This window comes from Pseudoalteromonas sp. meg-B1 (genome assembly GCF_003173795.1).
Lineage (GTDB): Bacteria > Pseudomonadota > Gammaproteobacteria > Enterobacterales > Alteromonadaceae > Pseudoalteromonas > Pseudoalteromonas undina.
Genome location: NZ_QGQU01000001.1, coordinates 1,064,455 through 1,084,311 on the forward strand (window position 1 = coordinate 1,064,455; position 19,857 = coordinate 1,084,311).

The 19,857-nt window shown below is 39.8% G+C and carries 16 protein-coding genes; 9 read left to right on the forward strand and 7 right to left on the reverse strand.

Annotated features, from left to right (window positions below; all coding sequences use genetic code 11):
* Positions 1 to 63: 63 nt before the first annotated feature.
* The 4 genes from DK924_RS05140 to nadK form a co-directional block, all read right to left on the reverse strand.
* Positions 64 to 381, reverse strand: coding sequence for a hypothetical protein (locus DK924_RS05140; RefSeq protein WP_010388618.1), 318 nt, complete (start codon positions 379 to 381; stop codon positions 64 to 66).
* A gap of 47 nt (positions 382 to 428) precedes the next feature.
* The gene (recN, locus tag DK924_RS05145) at positions 429 to 2,102 is read right to left on the reverse strand and encodes a DNA repair protein RecN (protein ID WP_109874500.1); all 1,674 of its coding nucleotides are present in this window, start codon (positions 2,100 to 2,102) and stop codon (positions 429 to 431) included.
* A gap of 75 nt (positions 2,103 to 2,177) precedes the next feature.
* Positions 2,178 to 2,735 (reverse strand): hypothetical protein, encoded by a 558-nt coding sequence (locus tag DK924_RS05150; protein WP_075169079.1) that lies wholly within the window; start codon positions 2,733 to 2,735, stop codon positions 2,178 to 2,180.
* Positions 2,736 to 2,810: 75 nt separating this feature from the next.
* Positions 2,811 to 3,695, reverse strand: coding sequence for an NAD(+) kinase (gene nadK / locus DK924_RS05155; protein WP_008464501.1), 885 nt, complete (start codon positions 3,693 to 3,695; stop codon positions 2,811 to 2,813).
* 167 nt (positions 3,696 to 3,862) lie between these two features.
* Here nadK and DK924_RS05160 point away from each other — a divergent pair, with 167 nt between their 5' ends.
* Positions 3,863 to 4,828, forward strand: a complete 966-nt coding sequence (locus tag DK924_RS05160) for a hypothetical protein (RefSeq protein WP_008113140.1) — start codon at positions 3,863 to 3,865, stop codon at positions 4,826 to 4,828.
* A gap of 58 nt (positions 4,829 to 4,886) precedes the next feature.
* On the forward strand, positions 4,887 to 5,498 hold the full coding sequence (grpE, locus tag DK924_RS05165) for a nucleotide exchange factor GrpE (RefSeq protein WP_008113139.1): 612 nt from the start codon (positions 4,887 to 4,889) through the stop codon (positions 5,496 to 5,498).
* Between the two features lie 27 nt (positions 5,499 to 5,525).
* Here the strand turns inward: grpE and DK924_RS05170 are convergent, their stop codons facing one another.
* Positions 5,526 to 6,725: a Bcr/CflA family efflux MFS transporter gene (locus tag DK924_RS05170; protein ID WP_109874501.1), complete on the reverse strand. Its 1,200-nt coding sequence runs from the start codon at positions 6,723 to 6,725 to the stop codon at positions 5,526 to 5,528.
* A 170-nt stretch (positions 6,726 to 6,895) separates the two neighbouring features.
* On the opposite strand from DK924_RS05170, the gene DK924_RS05175 reads away from it, so the two are divergent.
* Positions 6,896 to 7,693 carry a M48 family metallopeptidase gene (locus tag DK924_RS05175; protein WP_010388626.1) on the forward strand — a complete coding sequence of 266 codons (798 nt, stop codon included), beginning with the start codon at positions 6,896 to 6,898 and terminating at the stop codon, positions 7,691 to 7,693.
* Between the two features lie 103 nt (positions 7,694 to 7,796).
* Complete coding sequence (locus tag DK924_RS05180; RefSeq protein ID WP_109874502.1) at positions 7,797 to 9,701, forward strand: hypothetical protein; 1,905 nt, start codon at positions 7,797 to 7,799, stop codon at positions 9,699 to 9,701.
* A 78-nt stretch (positions 9,702 to 9,779) separates the two neighbouring features.
* Here DK924_RS05180 and DK924_RS05185 read toward each other — a convergent pair whose 3' ends face one another.
* Together DK924_RS05185 and DK924_RS05190 are read right to left on the reverse strand one after the other, a co-directional pair.
* The gene (locus DK924_RS05185; protein ID WP_181388745.1) at positions 9,780 to 10,568 is read right to left on the reverse strand and encodes a nucleoside-binding protein; all 789 of its coding nucleotides are present in this window, start codon (positions 10,566 to 10,568) and stop codon (positions 9,780 to 9,782) included.
* 118 nt (positions 10,569 to 10,686) lie between these two features.
* On the reverse strand, positions 10,687 to 12,000 hold the full coding sequence (locus tag DK924_RS05190; protein WP_010388632.1) for a Na+/H+ antiporter NhaC family protein: 1,314 nt from the start codon (positions 11,998 to 12,000) through the stop codon (positions 10,687 to 10,689).
* Positions 12,001 to 12,570: 570 nt separating this feature from the next.
* Between DK924_RS05190 and dapB the strand changes: the two genes are divergently transcribed.
* The 5 genes from dapB to DK924_RS05215 all read left to right on the forward strand — a co-directional run bounded on the left by dapB (position 12,571) and on the right by DK924_RS05215 (position 19,857).
* Positions 12,571 to 13,368, forward strand: coding sequence for a 4-hydroxy-tetrahydrodipicolinate reductase (gene dapB / locus DK924_RS05195; protein WP_109874504.1), 798 nt, complete (start codon positions 12,571 to 12,573; stop codon positions 13,366 to 13,368).
* Positions 13,369 to 13,730: 362 nt separating this feature from the next.
* On the forward strand, positions 13,731 to 14,867 hold the full coding sequence (carA, locus tag DK924_RS05200) for a glutamine-hydrolyzing carbamoyl-phosphate synthase small subunit (protein WP_008113125.1): 1,137 nt from the start codon (positions 13,731 to 13,733) through the stop codon (positions 14,865 to 14,867).
* A gap of 16 nt (positions 14,868 to 14,883) precedes the next feature.
* The gene (carB, locus tag DK924_RS05205; protein WP_055012948.1) at positions 14,884 to 18,102 is read left to right on the forward strand and encodes a carbamoyl-phosphate synthase large subunit; all 3,219 of its coding nucleotides are present in this window, start codon (positions 14,884 to 14,886) and stop codon (positions 18,100 to 18,102) included.
* 50 nt (positions 18,103 to 18,152) lie between these two features.
* Positions 18,153 to 18,629 carry a transcription elongation factor GreA gene (greA, locus tag DK924_RS05210; protein ID WP_010388635.1) on the forward strand — a complete coding sequence of 159 codons (477 nt, stop codon included), beginning with the start codon at positions 18,153 to 18,155 and terminating at the stop codon, positions 18,627 to 18,629.
* Between the two features lie 169 nt (positions 18,630 to 18,798).
* Positions 18,799 to 19,857 (forward strand): S66 peptidase family protein, encoded by a 1,059-nt coding sequence (locus tag DK924_RS05215; RefSeq protein WP_055012949.1) that lies wholly within the window; start codon positions 18,799 to 18,801, stop codon positions 19,855 to 19,857.

Below are 19,857 nucleotides of genomic sequence, written 5' to 3' on the forward strand. Positions count from 1 at the left end.
CAGTTTTACAAATAAAAATGCCCGCAATACACAGGTTGCGGGCATTTTTAAACGCTATGTTAGTTAATCCATCGAGAAGTGATCAAGGCTCGGTTTCACTCTGGCTTGTCGACGTTTCACACTTTTATAGCAGATAACGTTACAAACAAGCTGTAGGGCAATAACCAACAAACTAAGTGTTATTAAGCCACTAATAGCTGTGCTGCTAAAAACTAACATAACAGCAATAACAAAATGTACAATTAATGCCACATTTAAAAAACGATATAATCCTTGTTTAAATTGTGTGTGTTTAAACTTGCTAAACATGGCTAAAAGTACACTAACTATAAGTAGTAGCCAGTTAATTGCTAAGCCAAAATAAATGACCGTTGTTTGCATCAAGGTATCCTCACCGTATCAAGGTAACGCACTATAAATGTATAATTTTATCCGTGCGCTTTTATAAGCTCTTTTGCATTTGCTTTAGCTGTTTTGCTAATGTTATCACCACCCAGCAAACGCGCAATTTCATTAACCCTGCCATCTTTATTTAATGCCAGCATATGAGTAAACGTTTCACCGTCTGCAATTTCTTTGGCAACAAAAAATTGCTGATGAGCGCTACTAGCCACTTGCGGTAAATGAGTTACACAAATTACTTGTGTCGATTTACCTAATTGGCGCAGTAGTTTACCAACGGCAGCAGCTGTTGGGCCAGAAATACCGACATCCACTTCATCAAATATAAGCGTAGGAGTCGTGACTTTTTGGGCAATAATAACCTGAATAGCCAAACTAATACGTGATAACTCACCACCAGAGGCTACTTTTGCTAAAGGTTGTAATGGTTGCCCTGGGTTTGTTGATACTAAAAACGATACATTATCAAAACCTAAGCTGTTTGGAGAGCGATCGGTATGTGCTGTAAGAGCTATTTCAAATACGCCATTTTCCATGGATAAGTTAGCCATACTTTCGCTGATCAAGCCATTAAGTGTATTAGCATATTGATGACGGCTAGCACTTAATTCCTCACTAGCCGTTTGATAATCTTCAAGAGCATCTGCAATTTCACCTTCAAGCTGTTCGAGGCGCGAACTATTACTGCTTATAGAGTCTAGTTCTTGTGTTACATTTTGATGAAACTCAACGAGCTCTTGTGGCTTTATATGGTGTTTTCTTGCTAAATCCATAGCGCCGCTGAGTCTGTTTTCTACTTCCGTTAAGCGAGTAGGATCTAAGTCAGCTTGTTCAGTATAATTGCGTATTTCTCTGCTTGCTTCTTCAACTTGAACCGCTGCTTCTGTCAGTAATGCTGCTACATTGGCCAGGGTTTCATCATAATGTGCAAGTTCATTAAATTGTTGTGCGCTGTGTTGTAAAAGAGAGCACGCATTTTGCTCATCACTTTCGTATAAATGTTGAAGCTCGCGCTGACAAGATTGCAAAATAGTTTGGCTGTTACTGAGCTTATCATGCTCTGCTTCTATTTGTTCAAACTCACCAGCTTGCAACGCAAATTCATCAAGCTCAGCCACTTGATATTCTAATAATTGTTTTTGCGCAGCTTGTTGTTGTTGTTGGTGTTCTAGTTGTTTAAATTCTTTTTGTAAATCAGCATAACGTTTATAGCGTTGGCTTACAGCATTAACTAGATTTTGGTGCCCGGCGTAAGCATCCAGTAGCTGTAATTGATGCTCTGCTTTTAATAGATGCTGGTGTGCATGTTGACCGTGTATAGAAATTAAATATTGGCCTAGCTCTTTTAGCTGTGCAGCGGTGACAGGGCTACCATTAATGTAGCTTTTGCTGCGGCCATTCTTGCAAACAACTCGACGAAGTAGACATTCGTTATCGTCATTATTAAGCATGTTCTCTTCTAGAAATGCATGGGCGTGTGGCAAATTGCTTAAATCAAATTGCGCACTTACCTCGGCTTTATCCGTGCCTGGGCGCACAGCTGAAGCCTCTGCTCGTTCTCCAAGGCACAATGATAACGCATCAATAGCGATTGATTTACCCGCACCCGTTTCACCGGTAATAGCGGTCATGCCCGAATGCCATTCAGTGCTTAAATTACTTACAATTGCAAAATTTTTAATTTCTAAACCAATTAACATACTGTTCATCCATCCAGTGAATTAACTGTTAATTTATACAGTGTTTTGGTTTATTGCAAATTAAATTTCTATATTTTAAGCAAGGCTGGACTCAATTAGTGTTTTTTTTTCTTCATCAATAGGGAGGGTTTCATCGTTAAGATCAATATTATCAACTGGTTGTATGTTGTCTTCAGTTTTCAACTTTAAGATTAACGTAGGAAGGACTTCTTGGTAAAAATTTTTATTGTATAAAATACCTTGAGCTGGCAACTCTGCTATAAAATATTGAGTGCTGTCGGCAAATGCTTGGCTATTATTACTTTTATAGGTTTTTATAAGCTCTTCGTTAAGTATGTTAATAAGTTGGTCACATAACGATTCCAACTTAACTAAATTTTCATCGGTGTGAGGCTGTACCACGAAAAAGTTACTTACAACTGCTTGAATTCGAGGAAGGTGCTTAGCACTGATGACATTTGCATCAAGTAATTCGTTTAGTTTTATTTTTAAACGTGATTGAGTACTTGCTACGCGCTCGTTAAACAGTTTTTTCTTTGCTTCAATGGTTTTTTTTCGATTACTCTCAATTAGCAAGTAACTGCCAAGTAAAGTAATTAATAATAATAAAGCAAGAAACACTACATAAGTCATTACTACTTTTTCCTGATGATATTTAAAAATTCTAGCCCGATATTTTGCGCTAAAGTTGCATGTTTGGCAATAAAATTAGTATAACCGGCTACCCCAATTTAGCTTTTTACGTAGCACATTATAATAAGAATAATTTTTTGGGTGGATTAAGCGTAATTTTTTGTCAGCTTTACGTATAACTACCTCATCACCCGGTAATACGGCGAGTACAACATGGCTGTCACAGCTTACTTGTAAGCTATCAGTATTTTCTAAACTAAGCTTTAAACGCACTTCATTGTCAGCATCCACCACTAAAGGGCGACTTGATAAAGTATGTGGAAACATCGGAACCAGTGACATTGCATTAAGCTCTGGTGTTAAAATAGGCCCACCGCCTGATAAAGAGTATGCCGTTGAGCCTGTTGGAGTCGACACAATCAAACCATCGGAACGTTGTGAAAATACAAAGTCATCGTTTATAAAGGCTTCAAACTCAATCATATGTGCTACTTTATCAGCATGAAGCACTGCTTCGTTTACTGCAGAATTAGCGCTTTTAAGTTCGTTATGTCGATACACTTCAACTTCTAATAAAAAACGTTTTTCTTCAATGTAATCGCCGCTGAGTACCTGTTCTAAGCTACCCTCAAATCCTTCTGGGTTCAGATCTGTTAAAAAGCCTAAATTACCCCTATTTACACCAATTACGGCTATATCAAAACGAGCAAGCACCCGTGCAGCACCCAGCATGTTGCCATCGCCTCCAACCACAATCGCCAAGTCGGCACGTTCGCCTAAATCAACGAGCTTTACGAGTTTGTCGCTCGGTACATCACTAAGTTGACTCCCTGTACGTTTTTCAACAATCACCTCAAAGCCTAAAGCTAATAAAAACGTATGTAATCGTTGTAAAGTAGCGGCAGCATTAGGATGATTTGGCTTACCAATCAAGCCGATAGTGTTAAAGGGAGAGTCCATAATAAATACACTGAGAGTTCTAATATTTGTAGAGTAACCTAAAACAGAAGTGTTTGAAAACACAGATCTTAGTAATAACCAGCGGATTTAATTAATTCACTGTAAAATTTAGATTTATTGTATTTTTTATACTTGAAATAATAATACTTAGCCCCGATATAAGAGCTATGCATAAAGATGTAGATAACATGAAACTAAACCCACGAGATCAGCAAATATTTGCCGCTGTTATGAGTATGTACTGTAATGGCGATGGCTTACCTGTGCCGTCAACAAAAATTGCAAAGCAAAAAGGTATGGCGGTATGCTCTGCCACTGTGCGTAACGCGATGGCGCGACTTGAAAAAATAGGCCTGTTGTATTCACCACATACATCGGCTGGCCGAGTGCCAACCAATGATGGGTTTGACTATTGGTTTGATGAGTTTTTTACGCTCAATGATATTGCTAATTATTGGCAACCTGAGCAGGCACAATTGGTTGAGCTAGCACATGGCTTGAGTCAACGTTACCAAGTATGCTGTTGTGTGGGGCTACCGCAGGTTAGAACACAGCAGGTATTTAGGGTAGAAGTGCTCGACTTTGATGCAAACAACTGGCTTATTTTACTCTTAGATAGAGCAGGGCAGAGCCACAATATTTGTATTAATAAGCCTCATGACCCTAGCGATAGCCAACGCTATGAATTTGCTACTTGGCTCAATACGGTTTTTAGTCAGCAATCTTTAATTGAAGGCCTCTACCGAATGCAGGCAATGGCCAATACGGCTCCGCGTAATTGTCATGACTCTTTAACTCAATGGACCCGTGAGCTAAGCCAAAAATTAGGCTCAGATAACAGCATCGTTGTTGGCGAAAATTACCTTTATAAAAAAATAGACTGTGAGCAAAGTCTCAATATTGGTGTGTCATTCTTAAATTTTGTTGAAGATAAACTCGCTTTTAAAAATGGGGTCTCTATTCTCAATACTGAAAACTTACCGTTCAGTAGCTGCGATGAACTCATTGTGATTAGTGTGCCGTATTTTCAAAATCAAGAATATCAGAGTCGCTTTTGTGTTATTTGTCCAAAATCAGCGCAATTAGAGAAAATAATCCAAGAATTTAAATTATTAGAGCCATTGAGCTCTTGAATCTTTTTATTCAATCCCCATAATTACCGCAGTTGTAAAGAATTGGAGCGTATATTTTATGTCTGAGCAGACACAAAACCCAGAGCAAGAAGTAGAACTGAACGAAGAAGTGACGCAAATGGAAGCTGACGTTGAGGCGGCAGTTGAAGCAGCAGAACAACATGCTGAGCAAGAGCAAAGCCCTGAAGCAGAAATTGCTATGTTATATGCCGAGCTTGAAACTGCAAAGCAAACTATTGCAGATCAAAAAGATAGCGTAGTTCGCGCTGCTGCAGATGTGGACAATATGCGTCGTCGCGCTGCACAAGATGTAGAAAAAGCACACAAATTTGCACTAGAAAAGTTTGCTAATGAACTACTCCCTGTTATAGATAACTTAGAGCGTGCTATTGAGTTTTCTGATAAAGAAAATGAAACGCTTAAGCCTTTACTTGAAGGCATTGATATGACAGTGAAAAGTTTTAACGACGCGGTAGCTAAATTTGGTGTTGAAATTGTAAACCCTCAAGGTGAGCAGTTTAACCCAGACTTTCATCAAGCAATGTCAATCCAACCAAGCAACGATGTAACACCAAATACTGTTTTAGCAGTAATGCAAAAAGGTTACACATTAAACGGCCGTTTATTACGCCCTGCAATGGTCATGGTATCTAAAGCCGCTGACGCTTAATTAAGTATACAATTTAAAAATGCCTCATTATGAGGCATTTTTTTTGTCTTTAAAATAATGTATTAACTGCACCAGTATTGTAAGTACCACCGCACTAAACATTAAACTAGAAAATGGAACCGCACTTTGTGCATGCATTACCGCTAATATAGGGCCTACTAATGCGCCACTACCAAAACGCAAGGTGCCGATAACCGCCGTAGCAGTTCCGGTATTTTGTTCAAACTTCATCAAAATTAATGAATCTGCATTACTTGCTATTATGCCTAAGCTCATCATTAACGGGGCAATAGCCGCAACAATAAAGTAAAGCGATAAATGCAACACACTAAAGCTGAGTAATGCTGTGCCAGATAAAAAACCACACATTAGCCCGTAATAAAGCATTTTTCGTGAGCCAATACGTGGCACTACGCGAGTATTTAAAAAGTTACCAAACATCAGCGCCATTACATTAAAAGCGAATAGCAGGCCAAACAATTGTTCCGATACTTTAAATAAGTCGAGGTAAATATATGGAACCGAGGTTAAAAAGCAAAAAAAGCCAAACGACACAAACATCGAGCTTAAAATATCAGCGCGGGCGTGCGGGTTGCTTAATACCACTTTGTAACTCGAAAAGAATAGCGATAACCCTTTTCGATCATTTTTAAATATCGGGATATCGATTAAATAACGCTGCACAAAAAGTAAAATTACAAAGCTATAAGCCGCTAAAACAATAAAAATAGTCGACCAAAGCGAAAAGCCTAAAATAACTGAGCCGATAGAGGGGGCAAGTAAAGGCGCTATCATCATGATCATAGACACATACGACATACCCTTAGCAGTATTTTTTTGATATATGTGTCTAATAATCCCTGGAACCACAACCGTAGCTGCCGCCCCTGTAAATGCCTGTACTGCTCTTAACAGCCAAAAAGTATGCACTTCAGTGGTAAATGCTAAAGCGAGTGAACTCAAGCCAAATAAACTGAGCCCTATTCGTGCTAGTTTACGCCTGCCAATTTGATCGGCTATGGGGCCAAAAAATAACATGCCCAATGCATAACCTGCTAAATAGATACTCAACGAGATTTGAACATTTGGCATGCTAGTATTGAGATCGTTGGCAATTACCAGCATAGCCGGTAAATACATATCGATGGCTAAAGGCGTGATGGCTACAATACTGGCTAATAAAGGCAATAAAATACGGGTATTAAAAGAAGAAGCCGAAGCGCTCATTTAAAAACTCAAAACAACGAATATAGGTTGGGCAGTATAGCAGGGCAATGGCGTTGGATAAACTTAGTTTGCCTGCTAACTTAATTGTTTAATCGCAAAAAGCAAAGATTTTAAACTAACACTGCGTTTGCTATTCTATACTCAGTGACAAACTTTTTTAGGGCATTATAATGAAGAAATTGGTTTTGGCAGTACTTGCCAGTGCAGTATTAGTAGGTTGTAAAACATCACCAACTGGACGAACGCAAATTGCGCTTTACTCAGACCAACAAATGAGTCAGATGGGCACTGCCAGTTTTGCAGAAATGAAAAAAAATCAGCCGGTAAATAAAGACCCAAAAGTAAACAGTTACGTCAATTGTATTGCTGATAAAGTAGTAGCCGTTCTACCAACAGATTATGCATCTCAAAACTGGGAAGTGGTGGTATTTGAAGATGAATCTGCAAACGCCTTTGCATTGCCAGGTGGTTATATTGGCGTGCACACTGGATTATTAAAAATTGCTACAAATCAAGATCAGCTTGCAACTGTTTTAGGTCATGAAGTCGGTCATGTGATTGCAGAGCACTCAAATGAACGTGTTTCACAAAGCTCTATTTTACAAACCGGAATGAAAGTCGGCAGTGCGGCGCTTGAAATGGGTAACGTGCAATACCGCAATGAAATTATGCAAGGGCTTGGTCTTGGCGCTCAATATGGTGTGGTTTTACCGTTTAGTCGTTCACATGAGACAGAAGCTGACGTTATTGGTTTAGATTTAATGGCGCAAGCAGGTTTCAACCCTAAAGAGTCTGTTACGCTTTGGCAAAATATGAGTCAAGCGGGCAGTGGGGCAACGCCAGAGTTTTTATCAACTCACCCAGCACCAACAAGCCGTATTGCAAATTTACAATCGCAAATGGGTAAAGCGCTTAGTGAGCAAAAAACAGCTAAAGCACAAGGTAAAAATCCGCAGTGTAAGTTTTAACAAAACCTTATAAGCTCGTTTAACATTAGTTTGCGAGCTTAATCAAACTAACTTGAAAATGAGAACATGTAGTTTGTAATAGGCTAAATAGGAAAATTCAAGGATGAAAAAAATAGTTGTAATCATTAGCGTTGTTTTGATCAGCTTAGTTACAGTTTTCAGTATATTATCCAGTAAGCGTCATAATTCAACCCTGCTTACACCAACAGAAGCCAATGTTGATATTAAAAAGCCAAAAGTTAATTTCGGGAATAACACAAACGCCAAAAATATTTATGTTAAACAGCCATTTCCTTCTGATATCCCGAATGAGGAGCAATGCAAAGAGCTAAATTATAAGCAGTATCAGTTACGAGATAATAATGAACGTGATATTGAGCTAAAAGCTTCACAAGCATTTAAAAACGGGTATACAGCAAAGCAGGTCGCCGAGGCAATATGGTTTTCGAGTTACTGGTCAGTGGCTAAAACTTGGTACGATAAAGCGGCATTAGCAAAGTCAGTTGAAAAGTTGCTTCCGATTTTACAATCAATACCGAATAGTGAAAGATTAATCGCTCAATACGATTACGTTAACGCACCGGACTTAAATATAACAACTGTTGTTGATTACACTGACCTTTTGGATATACTTTGGAAAAACTTGCCCACAGATACGATTTACAAAAAGGTCAGCTCAACAAATACCTCTGCCGTTGAAATTTTTAACGAAATTGAACGGACTTTTTCAGAAATTCCATATGATGTACTTAACAATAATCAACTTTCTCCTTTAAATTCAATTTTAAATCTGTTGTTGACTAAACAGCAGCTACAATCCGCTATTATGCTTTTGCAGCGTTACCCTGATTTAAAGTTATCAGATGTAAGCTTCGATAATAAATTAGCATTGAATTTTCTCACTATTATAGGTGGTGAAGATTATGAAATTACTAATCCAACAGAGCATAAATTGTTCTTAACTCTTTTAGGGTTATTAGAGAAGCAGGTTTTTTATCAAAAAATCACACACCCTTGGTTTAGTAACGAAAAGGTCAATAAGGGGGTTGAGAAATTAAATAACGAAGGGATCGTTATTAAAATCGTTTTAATCGATGATATAGAGAAACCGAACCCTATATTGCAACTGAATATAAAAGAATCCGTATTAACTGACGAACAACAACTGGACCTCAAAAAGTGTCAATCAACGACGGATTGGCTTACAAGCCGTGAATTAACACCTAATGAAATTGAAACATTTAAAGATCAGCCTTTTATTGCAAAGATCAAATCTTCACCTGAGTTTAAGCACTGCAAAAATAAACAAGCTTTACAAAACCTACCGTTAATAAAAAGTCAATTTACTGCAGCGAGTAAGATAATTAATCAAGCAATTGGTAATCAAAACACCTCATTGCAAGAACTCGATTTAGAAACCTTAGATTTACCTGCTTTGTTACCTGAAACAAAATCTATATTAGCAGTTATTATTGCTCGAGATTACCTCCAAGCAACTAGCTTAAATGAGCAAGAAATTATAGCTAGATTAAGTAATGTTGGTTTGAAACCGTTAAGTAGTCATTCGGAATTGTTAGGAGGATTCGCAGGATTAAAAGGATTAACTTTGTGGCTTAATTCATTAAATTTCGAGCAGTTAAAGGATGCGCAGATTTTATTGAATAGTTTTGCAGCTGAAGGCGTTTTTGAACCCTTCGCTATATTAAACACTAGGCTGGGTGGCGTTGCTTATGATAATAAAAATGAATTGGATCCTCTTTATTTCTTTATCCAAAATTATTCAGAACTTTCTATTCATTCCGGTGATCCAATGACCTATGAAAATAAGAAAAATAAAGCATTTATAAACTTTTTTACTCGCAATGGAGCTCACATTGAATCGCAACATCTTCGAGCTTCATTTGCTCTCAAAATCCGATCTAAAGAAGGCTATAACCGTCTGATAACACATTTTCCTGAGTTAGAAGTAAAGAGCGGGGACGACTACTTCTCAGTTAATTGCCGATAGGTTAACAATTAGATAAAACATATATTTTTGAACTTAAAAAAGTGCGAAATGGTTCGCACTTTTTAATTTACTTTGTTATTAAAAAGTCCACTCTATGTGTACTTGTGGAACTGACTCTGTAACATCTGTACCAAGTTTGTTATGCCAGTACTGCCACTCCATACCTAACAGTAAGGTGTTTTCTTTCATTTCTAGCGCATGCCCCATATCCCATACAATAATAGGTTGAGCTAAAAACCAAGCGCGTACGTCATTACCAAACTCATCTTCACGCTCAGCAATATATTCCGCATGACCCTTAACACTAAATTTTTGTGAGCCAATCATAAATGGATATTCAAAAGCAACGTCAAACATCCAGCTGTTGGTTTCAATTGGCGCACCGCCTTTCGCAACACCTTCACTATCATCAATATAGGCAGTCACAAGGGTTGATAAGAAATTAAAACCAGGTACATCCCAGCTTAATTTTACACCCGGTAAGTATTTAACAACTTTAGCATCGCCTGCGGCATTAATACCCATGGTTAGGCCAACATCAACGAGCGCACCAGACGCTACTTTTTCGTCCATAACGGCCGATAAGCTAAGCGTAGAATAACCTTCAAAGTAAAAGTCTTGATCTTGGTAGTTATCGTCATTGCCATCAGTGCTGTAATCAATAAAGAAAAAGTTATCCCCATAGTCATGGCCTGAAGCATGTTGCAATGAATAAACCGTGGTATTTGATTTTTGTTCAGTGAACGGGTTTTTATGATTACCGTTGTTAATATGAAGCGCAGTACTGCTCCAATTAGCAGCAGTAGCTGTTGAACTTAAGGCACACGCACTAAGTGCAACGAGAGGAAGTAAGTTTTTAATTTTCATAACCATATTTTATGTGACACGCTGAATACCACATTATAGCAAAGACGGTTAATTTGTTAATTATTTATTGTCATAAACAGTGTACTAGCATGTGGCTAATACACTGTTTAAAGAAGATTTAAGCTTTATTACGACGTAAACAAATAACCGCAATAGCGGTAAAAGCTAAAATAAAGCAGTAGTAAGATGAGGTTGATACTTCCCACGGGCTAATTTTAAATGTAGCACCAAGCAGAAGTGCTTGTGCGCCGTAAGGTAAAGACCCTTGGGTAACACAGGCAAAAATATCTAATAAACTGGCAGAACGTTTACCACTAATTTCGCCATCGTCAGCTAGCTTTTTAGCAATAGGGCCAGTCACAATAATAGACACTGTGTTGTTAGCAATACACATATTGCTGGTTAGCACTAATGCAGCTATCCCTAACTGATCCGCTACCTTGCGATGCCATTTTGCAATGACCTTAGTGATTGCTTGAATTTTTTGCGCGATGTAGTCGAGGCCGCCATTAATACGAATAAACTCAGAGAGGCCACCAATAAACATAGACAGTAAAAATATTTCCTGCATGTCGCTAAAACCTTGGTAAATATCTTTTACAAAGCTGGCGCCTTCATAGCTTCCGGTAAAGCCCATCAATGCGGCGAAAACAATACCGCTTAACAGTACTACAAATACATTAAAGCCCATTACTGCCAGTACTAAAATAAAGGCATAAGGAAGCACCAATAAAATATCGTAGTCTTTAGTTTCAACAACTTGCGCAGCTGGCGTTAAAAATAACAACAGTGCAATAGTAAGGATAGCGGCTGGAATCGCAATTTTAAGATTTTCTTTAAACTTATCTTTCATTTCACAGCCTTGCGTACGGGTAGCTGCAATCGTAGTGTCAGAAATTATTGATAGGTTATCACCAAACATAGCGCCAGATACAATGGTACCGGCCATTAATGCGGGATCAATCCCTGTTTTCATTGATACTGCATAAGCAATTGGGCCAATAGCACCGATAGTTCCCATTGACGTGCCCATCGCAGTAGAGATAACCGCGGCAATTAAAAACAAACCAGGCAGAAGTAATGAAGGGGGAATAAGTGAGAGGCCAGCATTAACAACCGCGTCAACGCCACCGGTTGCCCCTGCAACCGCAGAAAAAGCACCTGCTAATAAATAGATAAGACACATGGTAATAATATTGTTATTACCCACGCCTTTAATAAAGGTTTCTACACTTTGATTAATACTGGCTTTATTTAAAATAAAGGCTAAAACAATCGCAGGTAAAATAGCGACCGGTGCTGGGAGTTGATAAAATGCATAATCAACCCCTTGAGATTGCAAATATAAGCCTGAGCCTAAAAAAATAGCAACAAAGGTGAGTAGGGGGAGCAAAGAAAATCTTGCTTTATTTTTATCAAATGATGGCTGCATCATAATCCTCGTTAATTATTCATAGCAATCGAAATCGATTGATATATTAAACAGCCAAAGCATCCCTCTTTTAGCTGAATTTAGTTGTTTGTTTTACTATCTAACCAGATAAGTAACTCAACAGCGCCCGCAAGCCAAAGACCAAATCGGCGCAAAAAAAGAAGTTTAAATGTATAGATGGCTAAATGCAAAGACTATCTGTTATTATTATGAGGGTCTGTTGATCTTTCAAGGTTAAATTTGCAGCAGTCTGTTTGGTATTTAGGCAAGGCAGAGCCAATGTGGTGTGGTATTCCCCATAAATAGGCGATAACGCAGCATCAATGCCAAACAGGCGCTGCCCGAAGGGTTCTGCCTAGGAGCGATTTACTCTTTGTTGCTCGGTTTTTACTTAGCCCACTAGGTTACAAACCTCGCGCCACGATTAAACCACTCCTAGTTTAAACAAATTTTAATCCGCAAAGGTCAACAGACCCTAAAATAATCGAAGCTTTTTTATAAGCTTTCCTGACTATTACATGAGTTTTAGATAAAATCTAGCTAACTAAAAAATACATAGGTTGTAAAAAGATGAATCGAGTAGGTGTGTTTGGTGCGAATGGCCGTATGGGCCTGGCACTTTTAGAAGCAGCAACAATCAATAAAAATTCACAATTAGCGGCGGCCTATGTACGCAGTGAGTCTGAGTTAGTCGGTCTATCGGTTAATCAACTTAATAGTGCAGCGGCTAAAGACATTCACTTTAGTAGTGAACAGCAGGTTGAAAATGTAGATGTGCTTATAGACTTTACCCTTCCACAAGGCATGAGAAATCACTTAAAAACAGCTGTTGAGAAAAAAACACCTATGGTAATTGGCACCACTGGCTTAACTCATGATGATATGGCTCTATTAACAGATGCCGCTAAACATATCCCGATCGTATTTGCGCGTAATTATAGCGTGGGCGTAAATTTACTGCTTAACTTAGTGCAAACAGCAGCGACAAAATTAGGCGATGATTTAGATATTGAAATTTTTGAAGCGCATCATCGCCATAAAATCGATGCGCCATCGGGTACAGCATTAGCTATTGGCGAGTCGATTGCACAGGCTAAAGGGTGGGATCATGATGAGGTTGCTGTTTATGATCGTAACAACATAGAGCAGGCCAAATCACAAAATGAAATTGGCTATTCGGTGCTAAGAGGCGGCGATATAGTAGGTGAACACACGGCCTACTTCGCTACAATGGGCGAAAGACTTGAATTAACCCATAAAGCAAGTTCTCGAATGACCTTCGCCCTAGGTGCTATAAGAGCTGCGCAGTGGTTGAAAAATAAACCAGCAGGACTTTATGATATGCAAGATGTGCTAGATTTAAAGTAGTTAAGTTCCTTTTTTAACGCTTTGAGGTGGTTTTTTGTTATAACCACTTATTTATTGCAATTTACTAATTAGCGTTAGACCTAAAAGCCAACTTCATGTAGAATGCAGCCAATTTGCCAAAAATTACTAAATGCGTGTTTCCAATTATACTCATATGGTTAGCAAAACCGGGGTTTGTGTGGGAATAAAAAGAGTTTTAGGCAAGAAAAATGAATGAAGGTTTAGTGGTTTACATCGGCATCATTTAAGACTGCGTAAAACAATTTAAGCTCACAGAAATCAGGTTTTGACCAATTATTTGGGTATTGGCGGGGTGTTAAGCAATTTGTTTACTCCCGTTTTTTACTGTTAGGAGGTTTAACTTGACTAAATCCGCTCTGTTAGTCCTAGAAGACGGCACAGTGTTTCGCGGTACTGCAATCGGCGCTGACGGCATGTCAGTCGGTGAAGTAGTATTCAATACGTCTATGACTGGTTATCAAGAAATTTTGACTGATCCATCGTACGCGGAACAAATCGTAACTTTGACGTACCCACATATCGGTAATACGGGTACCAACAGCGAAGACGAAGAAGCGAGTCACATTTGGGCTAAAGGCCTAGTGATCCGTGATTTGCCACTGCTAGCAAGTAATTTTCGTAACGAGCAATCGTTAGATGATTACTTAAAAGAACGTAATATTTTAGGTATTGCGGACATCGACACGAGAAAACTAACCCGTATTTTGCGTGACAAAGGCGCACAAAATGGCTGTATTGTTGCTGGTGACGAACTAGACGAGAAAAAAGCGCTCGAAGCCGCGCAAGCCTTCCCAGGCTTAAAAGGTATGGATTTAGCAAAAGTTGTCTCAACCAAGGAAAATTTTGAGTGGCGCGAATCAAGCTGGACATTAGGCGAGGGGTTTAAAACCTTACACGCTGATGATGAAAAGTTTCATGTTGTTGCCTACGACTTCGGTGTTAAACGTAACATTTTGCGTATGCTTGTTGATCGTGGTTGTAAACTGACCGTTGTCCCAGCACAAACCTCTGCCGCTGACGTACTAGCCTTAAACCCAGATGGTATTTTCTTATCAAACGGCCCTGGTGATCCTGAGCCATGTACTTATGCCATTGATGCAATTAAAACCTTTTTAGAAACCGACACGCCAATTTTTGGTATTTGTTTAGGGCATCAACTACTAGCACTTGCCTCAGGTGCTAAAACAGTAAAAATGAAGTTTGGCCACCATGGTGGTAACCACCCAGTTAAAGATCTTGACCGCGATGTTGTAATGATCACTGCACAAAACCACGGTTTTGCTGCAGATGAAGCCACATTACCAGATAATTTACGTGCTACGCACAAATCGTTATTTGACGGTACATTACAAGGTATTCACCGTACAGATAAACCAGCGTTTAGCTTCCAAGGTCATCCTGAAGCAAGTCCTGGTCCGCACGATGCAGCCCCATTATTTGACCACTTCATCGATTTGATGCAAGCGCGTAACCACTAATTTAACCGGAGTAATAATGCCAAAACGTACCGATATAAAAAGCATTCTTATCTTAGGCGCAGGCCCAATTGTAATTGGTCAAGCTTGTGAATTTGACTACTCTGGTGCTCAAGCGTGTAAAGCACTAAGAGAAGAAGGCTATAGAGTTATACTCGTTAACTCAAACCCAGCCACTATCATGACTGATCCAGAAATGGCCGATGCAACATACATCGAACCAATTCACTGGGAAGTGGTAGAAAAAATTATTGAAAAAGAAAAGCCAGATGCTGTACTGCCTACAATGGGTGGTCAAACGGCATTAAACTGTGCGCTTGATTTAGATAAGCACGGTGTATTGGCAAAGCATGGCGTTGAGCTTATTGGCGCAACAGCCGATGCAATCGATAAAGCAGAAAACCGTGAGCGTTTTGATGTTGCTATGCGTAACATCGGCCTTGAATGTCCACGTGCTGAAATTGCCCATTCAATGGATGAAGCTCGCGATACCATGACCCGAATCGGCTTACCGTGTATTATTCGTCCTTCTTTCACAATGGGCGGCACCGGTGGCGGTGTGGCTTACAACATGGAAGAGTTTGAAGAAATTTGTGAGCGCGGTTTAGACCTTTCACCAACCAGCGAGTTATTAATTGATGAATCGTTAATTGGTTGGAAAGAATACGAAATGGAAGTTGTTCGTGACAAAAAAGACAACTGCATCATCGTTTGTTCTATTGAAAACTTTGACCCAATGGGTGTGCACACAGGTGACTCAATCACTGTTGCGCCAGCACAAACATTAACAGACAAAGAATACCAAATCATGCGTAATGCTTCTATGGCCGTATTGCGTGAAATTGGTGTTGAAACCGGCGGTTCAAACGTACAATTTGGTGTAAACCCAGTTGATGGCCGTATGGTTATCATTGAAATGAACCCACGTGTATCACGTTCATCGGCCCTAGCGTCTAAAGCAACGGGTTTCCCAATTGCTAAAATTGCAGCAAAATTGGCTGTAGGTTACACCCTTGATGAGCTTCAAAACGATATTACTGGCGGTAAAACACCAGCATCGTTTGAACCTTCAATCGATTACGTGGTAACAAAAATTCCTCGCTTTAACTTTGAAAAATTTGCCGGTGCAAACGACCGTTTAACAACGCAAATGAAATCAGTAGGCGAAGTAATGGCGATTGGTCGTAACCAACAAGAGTCATTACAAAAAGCATTACGTGGTTTAGAAGTAGGCGCAACGGGCTTTAACCCAATTGTGGCGCTTGACGACCCGAAAGCAAAAGAAAAAATCATTCGTGAATTACGTGAGCCAGGTGCAGAGCGTATTTGGTACATTGCCGATGCAATGCGCCATGGTATGAGTGTTGAAGATGTGTTCGAACTGACTAAGATTGACCCTTGGTACTTAGTACAAATTGAAGACATCCTAAAAGATGAAGCTAAAATTTCAGAAGTCGGTATGGCCGGCTTAAATGCAGACTTCTTGCGTAAACTTAAACGCAAAGGCTTTGCAGATCCGCGTATTGCAGAAATTGCTGGTGTGTCAGAAGCTGAAATTCGTAAAAAGCGCCATCAACTCAATATTGTACCTGTTTACAAACGCGTTGATACGTGCGCCGCAGAATTTAGCTCAGACACTGCTTACATGTACTCATCTTACGATGAAGAATGTGAAGCTAACGCATCTGACCGTGATAAAATCATGGTAATTGGTGGCGGTCCTAACCGTATCGGCCAAGGTATTGAATTTGATTACTGTTGTGTACACGCAGCTCTTGCGCTTCGCGAAGACGGCTACGAAACCATCATGGTTAACTGTAACCCTGAAACGGTTTCTACCGATTACGACACATCTGATCGTTTATACTTTGAGCCAATTACGCTTGAAGACGTACTAGAAATTGTACGTGTTGAAAAGCCAAAAGGCGTTATCGTGCAGTACGGTGGTCAAACACCACTTAAACTAGCGCGTGAGCTTGAAGCTAACGGCGTGCCTGTAATTGGTACTTCACCTGATGCCATTGACCGTGCAGAAGACCGTGAGCGTTTCCAACAACTTGTTGAGCGTTTAGACTTACTGCAACCAGAAAATGCGACGGTTACCTCTACTGAAGAAGCACTACTTAAATCAGTTGAAATCGGTTTCCCACTGGTAGTGCGTCCTTCGTACGTATTAGGTGGTCGTGCGATGGAAATTGTATACGATGAGCAAGACTTACGTCGTTACATGACCGAAGCGGTATCTGCATCAAATGAAGCGCCAGTGTTACTTGACCGTTTCTTAGATAACGCAATAGAAGTTGACGTTGATGCAATTTGCGACGGCGAGCAAGTGATTATTGGCGGCATCATGGAGCATATTGAACAAGCAGGCGTTCACTCTGGTGACTCAGCATGTTCATTACCAGCTCACTCGCTAACGCAAGAAGTGCAAGATGTGATGCGTAAGCAAGTAACTGATATGGCACTTGAACTTGGCGTAGTTGGTTTGATGAATACACAGTTTGCGGTTAAAGATGGCAAAGTGTATCTAATCGAAGTAAACCCACGTGCAGCACGTACAGTTCCATTTGTATCTAAAGCAACGGGTGTAGCACTTGCAAAAGTAGCGGCGCGTTGTATGGCGGGTCAATCTTTAGCAAGCCAAGGCATTACTAAAGAAGTGATTCCACCTTACTACAGCGTAAAAGAAGTGGTATTGCCATTTGCTAAATTCCAAGGTGTGGATCCTATCCGTGGACCTGAAATGCGCTCAACGGGTGAAGTAATGGGTGTTGGTGATACTTTCGCCGAAGCGTTTGCAAAAGCACAATTAGGTGCAAGCAACACTTTACCACGTGGTGGTCGCGCGTTACTATCTGTACGTAATAGCGATAAGCCACGTATTGTAGAACTAGCAAAAACTATGACAGACCTTGGTTTTGAGCTAGACGCAACAGGTGGGACAGCTGCTGCACTTGAAGATGCTGGAATTACGGTTCGCCGTGTAAATAAAGTATACGAAGGTCGTCCGCACATTCTTGATAGAATCAAAAATGGCGAGTATAGCTATATCGTTAATACCACCGAAGGTCGCCAAGCGATTGAAGATTCGAAGGTGTTACGTCGTGGTGCATTGCAGCACAAAACCAATTATACTACGACATTGAATGCGGCATTTGCTAACTGTACTGCTAACCAAGCAGATGACCGCAGTAAAGTGACGTCTGTTCAAGAACTACACCTGCGATTGAACTAAGGAAATGTGCCAAGGCCATAACCATGGCCTTGGGATTAAGTGAGAAAAGTATGCAATCAATTCCAATGACAGTTCGTGGCGCAAAATTATTGCGCGATGAGCTTAACGAATTAAAAACTGTTACCCGTCCAAAAATTGTATCTGATATTGCTGATGCACGTGAACACGGTGACTTAAAAGAAAATGCTGAGTATCACGCTGCGCGTGAGCAACAGGGTTTTTGTGAAGGCCGTATTCAAGAAATTGAAGCAAAACTTTCAAACATGCAGATGATTGACGTAACAAAGATGCCTAATACAGGTAAAGTGATTTTTGGGACTACAGTAACCATCGTTAATGTTGAAACCGACGCTGAAGTTAAATATCAGATTGTTGGCGATGATGAAGCAGATATTAAAAGTAATTTAATTTCTGTTAATTCACCAATTGCTCGCGGCTTAATTGGTAAACAAGCGGATGACGCTGTGATTATCAAAACGCCAAAAGGTGATGTAGAGTACGAAATCATTGAGGTTGAGTATATTTAATTAGTTAACTCACTTTAACGTTTTATAAAAACCAGTGCTTAGTAATAAGCACTGGTTTTTTTATGCTTGGTTTTTATATTTGGTTTAGAATCGGTTGAATATTATTCATTGTTTGTAAATGTAGGCTATGTTGTTATGGTAGTAACCTATTCTTCAATAAGGAAATAATATGGCAAATATACTGTATCCGGCACCTTTAACAGTGGGATCTAAAATCGCCGTGTGTTCTTTATCAGCGGGGATCAAATCAAAATACCATCCACGGTTAGATATTGTCATTAATGGCTTAAAACATCGAGGTTATCAGATTGTTGAGGGAGAGTTTTTACGTCAAAACGAGCCGCGAACTCAACTTACAGCTAAGCAGCATGCCAAGCAATTAATGGACTTTTTATTAGATGATGAAATAGATGCGATCATGCCGCCAATGGGCGGAGAGCTGGCAATGGAAATATTGCCTCTGCTTGATTTTAGCGCAATTAAAAACGCTAAACCTAAATGGTTAGTGGGCTATTCAGATGTCAGTACGATTGCTTGTGCACTGACAGCAAAATGTAATTGGGCAACACTGCATAGTGCTAATTTAATTCAATTACACCCTGATGAAAAAGACCCGTATTGTTTACAAATTTTTGAAAGCCTAAGCTATGAGGCTAGCAGTGAGTTTGAGCAAGCCCCCTCGACTAACCATCAACATAGCAAGCCTGATTACGCACAAAACCCGAATGCATTATTTGATCACAGCGTTCCCACACAATGGCAATGTTTAAATTACACCGATAAGCGCAGTATTGAAATGTCAGGGCGGTTGTTTGGTGGGTGTCTTGATACGGTTGGGCTGTTACTTGATTCGCCTTTTTTAGCTCTGCATGAGTTTAAAAAGCACAATGCCTCGCAAGGTATTGTACTTTATTTAGAAAGCGCAGAGCTCACGCCAGCGACCGTTGCAAGGTTTTTATTGTCACTTAAATTAGCGGGCATGTTTGATGATATAAATGGGGTGATTATTGGTCGTCATGTGACCTTACAAGGGCAAGACCCAGGGTTTGATTATCGCCAAGGCTTAAATGCCGCTTTTGGTGGGTGTTTATTTCCGGTGATCATTGATGCTGATATTGGCCACATTCCTCCTAATTTAAACTTAGTTAATGGTGCATTATGCACTGTTACCGCAGATGTTGAACAAGGCAAAGTGCTCAGTGCATCTGTGGTCACAAAACTAGCCTAG